This window comes from Acinetobacter sp. YH16053 (assembly GCF_013417035.1).
In the GTDB taxonomy this organism is placed as follows: Bacteria; Pseudomonadota; Gammaproteobacteria; order Pseudomonadales; family Moraxellaceae; genus Acinetobacter; species Acinetobacter towneri.
Genome location: NZ_VPEP01000069.1, coordinates 1 through 3,009, shown reverse-complemented (window position 1 = coordinate 3,009; position 3,009 = coordinate 1). Strand labels below are relative to the sequence as shown.

5 protein-coding genes and 1 pseudogene are annotated in these 3,009 nt (G+C 34.3%); 4 read left to right on the top strand and 2 right to left on the bottom strand.

Annotated features, from left to right (window positions below):
* From ppa to FTV43_RS14845, 4 genes and pseudogenes are all read left to right on the top strand, one after another.
* Positions 1–404: inorganic diphosphatase (gene ppa / locus FTV43_RS14860; protein ID WP_179995786.1), on the top strand; the 404-nt coding region annotated here is incomplete at its 5' end.
* Positions 405–544: 140 nt separating this feature from the next.
* Positions 545–793 (top strand): type II toxin-antitoxin system HicA family toxin, encoded by a 249-nt coding sequence (locus FTV43_RS14855; protein ID WP_179995785.1) that lies wholly within the window; start codon positions 545–547, stop codon positions 791–793.
* The gene (locus FTV43_RS14850) at positions 790–1,122 is read left to right on the top strand and encodes a type II toxin-antitoxin system HicB family antitoxin (RefSeq protein WP_004812232.1); all 333 of its coding nucleotides are present in this window, start codon (positions 790–792) and stop codon (positions 1,120–1,122) included. Before FTV43_RS14855 ends, FTV43_RS14850 begins: the two co-directional genes overlap by 4 nt.
* 221 nt (positions 1,123–1,343) lie before the next feature.
* A pseudogene (locus FTV43_RS14845) lies at positions 1,344–2,373 on the top strand (transposase).
* A 108-nt stretch (positions 2,374–2,481) separates the two neighbouring features.
* Here the strand turns inward: FTV43_RS14845 and FTV43_RS14840 are convergent.
* The gene (locus FTV43_RS14840) at positions 2,482–2,775 is read right to left on the bottom strand and encodes a hypothetical protein (protein WP_174660752.1); all 294 of its coding nucleotides are present in this window, start codon (positions 2,773–2,775) and stop codon (positions 2,482–2,484) included.
* Positions 2,776–2,784: 9 nt separating this feature from the next.
* Positions 2,785–3,009, bottom strand: a 225-nt coding sequence (locus tag FTV43_RS14835; protein ID WP_179995784.1) for a HigA family addiction module antitoxin, incomplete at its 5' end; no start/stop codon positions are given.

The window sequence follows — 3,009 nt, the reverse complement described above, 5'->3', positions numbered from 1 at the left end:
TGGTTGATCGCTTTCTAAGTACAGCAATGTCATATCCGTACAATTACGGTTATATTCCTCAAACATTAAGCGAGGATGGTGATCCCTTAGATGTATTTGTAATAGCTCCCCATGCGGTTGCTGTAGGATCAGTAATTCGCAGCAGACCTGTCGGAGTCATGTATATGGAAGATGAAGCCGGGATTGATGCAAAGATCATTGCTGTACCTCATTCTAAGCTCACACCTCTATATAACAATGTTGAAGATCTGAGCGACCTCCCTCAGCTTCAATTAGATCAAATGAAACATTTCTTTGAACATTATAAAGACTTGGAAAAAGGTAAATGGATGAAATTTAATGGTTGGGGCAATGTAGAAGAAGCCAGACAGGAGATTCTAAAATCTATCCAAGCATACAAATAATTTAGATAAAAGGGACCCAAATCTGAGGTCCCTTTTTATTCTATTTAACATAATGGCGATTATATGAAATGCAACTAAATTCAGTTGCATTTTTTAATTTCAAGGGACTATACTTAGTCGTAACTGAGTAGGGCAAAAATATGGGTAAAACGGAAAAGTTATTGGAAAAATTTGGAAATTCAAAAAATACGTTTCCATATAAAGATTTAGTCGTTTTACTGAGCCAGATCGGCTATGAAAAATTTGAAATGGCAGGCTCTCGTGTTCGGTTTTTTAATGAAAAAACTGAACATATGATTTTACTGCATAGACCACACCCTGAAAATGAAATCAAAGGTGGGGCATTGAAAGCTGTAAAACAGGCACTCAAGCAGGAGGGATTTTTATGAGCTATTTAAAATACAAAGGTTATCTCGGAACAATTGAGCCTGATCTTGAAACAGGTGAGTTATTTGGAAAACTTGCTTTTATTCGTGATCTTATTACCTATGAAGCGGAAACTTTAAAAGCCCTTGAGAAAGCTTTTCAGGAATCTGTAGACGGCTATTTAGAATCATGTGCTGAACTAGGAAAATCTCCTGATCAACCATTCAAAGGCACTTTTAATGTCCGTATTAGCCCTGAATTACACCGTAAGGCGGTTTTAGCATCAAGTAATTCTCTAAATGCCTTTGTCAGTGATGCGATTCAAGAAAAGTTAATGCGTTTAGGTGCTTAATTCATTGAAATTGACATAAAAATAGGAAAGGAAGCATACCGCTTCCTTTTTTAATTTCGCATAATAAGAATTATGTTAATTTTAGAAAAAATTAAGAAACACCTAACATTTGTCCTTCTATGGGACTAAATGATGTAGAAGTTAAAAAATCAGAAGCATCTTATATAGGACTTACGCATTGACGGATTCAAAAAAGTATTAAAATACTTTATAAAGTATCTGTGATCAGACGAATTAAACATGCTTCTACAGCAACTTGTACATTACCCATTTATATGGGCTTTCTCATGACAGAACCGAACTCTATTAGCTGCACACAACTTGCCGAGACTTATAATATCTCGCATGATAGTGTAAATCGCTTTCTAGAGCGTGAAGACTACACACCTCACGACCTATATCAAGAATCAATTCAACATATTGATAATAATAAACTTATAGTCAGTATTGATGATACTGTTTTAGATAAACCATATAGTCAACATATGGACTTGGTTAGCTATTTTTGGTCAGGCAAACACCACCGATCCGTCAAGGGTATTAATCTCATTACCTTGTATGCGACAGATCAAAATGGTCAAAATATTCCAATTAATTTCCGAATTTATGACAAATCTGAAAGTAAAACCAAGAATGATTACTTTATGGATATGTTAAGTGAAGTACTCAGTTGGGGTGCAAAGATTCAATTTATTACAGGTGATAGTTGGTATTCATCGACTGGAAATCTAAAAACCATAAGAAAATATGGTATTCGATTTATGTTTGGTATCGACTGTAACCGTAAGGTTTCCCCAGAAAAAGGACAATGGTTTCAACTGCGTTTATTGCCAAATTTCCATCAGGGTCAAGTGGTCTGGCTCAAAGATTTTGGCTTTGTACAATTATTTAAGACTCAGTTAAAAGAACAGCAGAGGTTTTATATTGTGCATCAAGATGAAGATGATTTATTGTCCTTTGAGGGTTTTCATGAATTACATTCAAGTCATTGGAAAATAGAGCAATATCACCGGGTGATTAAAACAGGTTTGTCATATTGAAAAGTTTCAAGTAAGACGATCTAAACTGATTTTGAATCATATTTTTTCAGCCTTGATGGCCTACGTTGAGATACAAAAGAACCAGTTTGAGCGGATCTTTGAAAATGTATATCGTTGGCAGAAGAAATTATTTAGACCAGTTATCAAAAACTTCATTGATGACTTTATTCTCGATAAAAATCATCTGCTACCACAGAGAATCTATAAATAATAGTGCGTAAGTCCTATTATAGATAAAATATTGTCAATCTTCATAATATTTTGGCTTCGGATCTAGGCATATCGTTTGAGTATTAGAAGCCATTTAAGGCTGTTTTATCTATTCTTTATTCCACTTTTTAAGTGAAATGAGATAGTGTTCGACATGTTTTAAATAGTCATATTTTTTCTTATTAGAACCATAGACTTGAGCTTCTTCTTTTTTTAAAAACTCACAAAAATTTCTAGTCCGTTCTAACAATTCATCTCTGTCTTTTTTGAGCAAAAGCTCACGCCAAATACCTAGATGCGTATCAAATAAAAAAAATATTCTAGAACCCTTTTTAAGCCTAACTTTTGAAGACTGTGATTCTAGATTAAATAAACAATCTGCTATATCTTGAATGTTATGCATAAATAAAAATTAACACTGTACAAAAAATGGTTGAATCTGCGGACGCTGTTTTTGTGATTCCATCCAAAGTGAATGTTTCGATTGAACACGCATTAACAGATCTGCACTGATTCCTAAAGCATCATGTAAACGTAAAGCTACATCTGCGGTAACTGGTGCTTTACCATTAATAATTCGAGAAAGTAACGGACGTGTCACTCGAATACGTGCAGCAAGTTCTGTAATCGTAATAAC

What these genes read in the sequence shown, in the direction of transcription:
- FTV43_RS14855 (WP_179995785.1), top strand. Translation starts at nt 545, where the DNA reads ATGGGTAAAACGGAAAAGTTATTGGAAAAATTTGGAAATTCAAAAAAT.
- FTV43_RS14850 (WP_004812232.1), top strand. Translation starts at nt 790, where the DNA reads ATGAGCTATTTAAAATACAAAGGTTATCTCGGAACAATTGAGCCTGAT.
- FTV43_RS14840 (WP_174660752.1), bottom strand. Translation starts at nt 2,775, where the DNA reads ATGCATAACATTCAAGATATAGCAGATTGTTTATTTAATCTAGAATCA.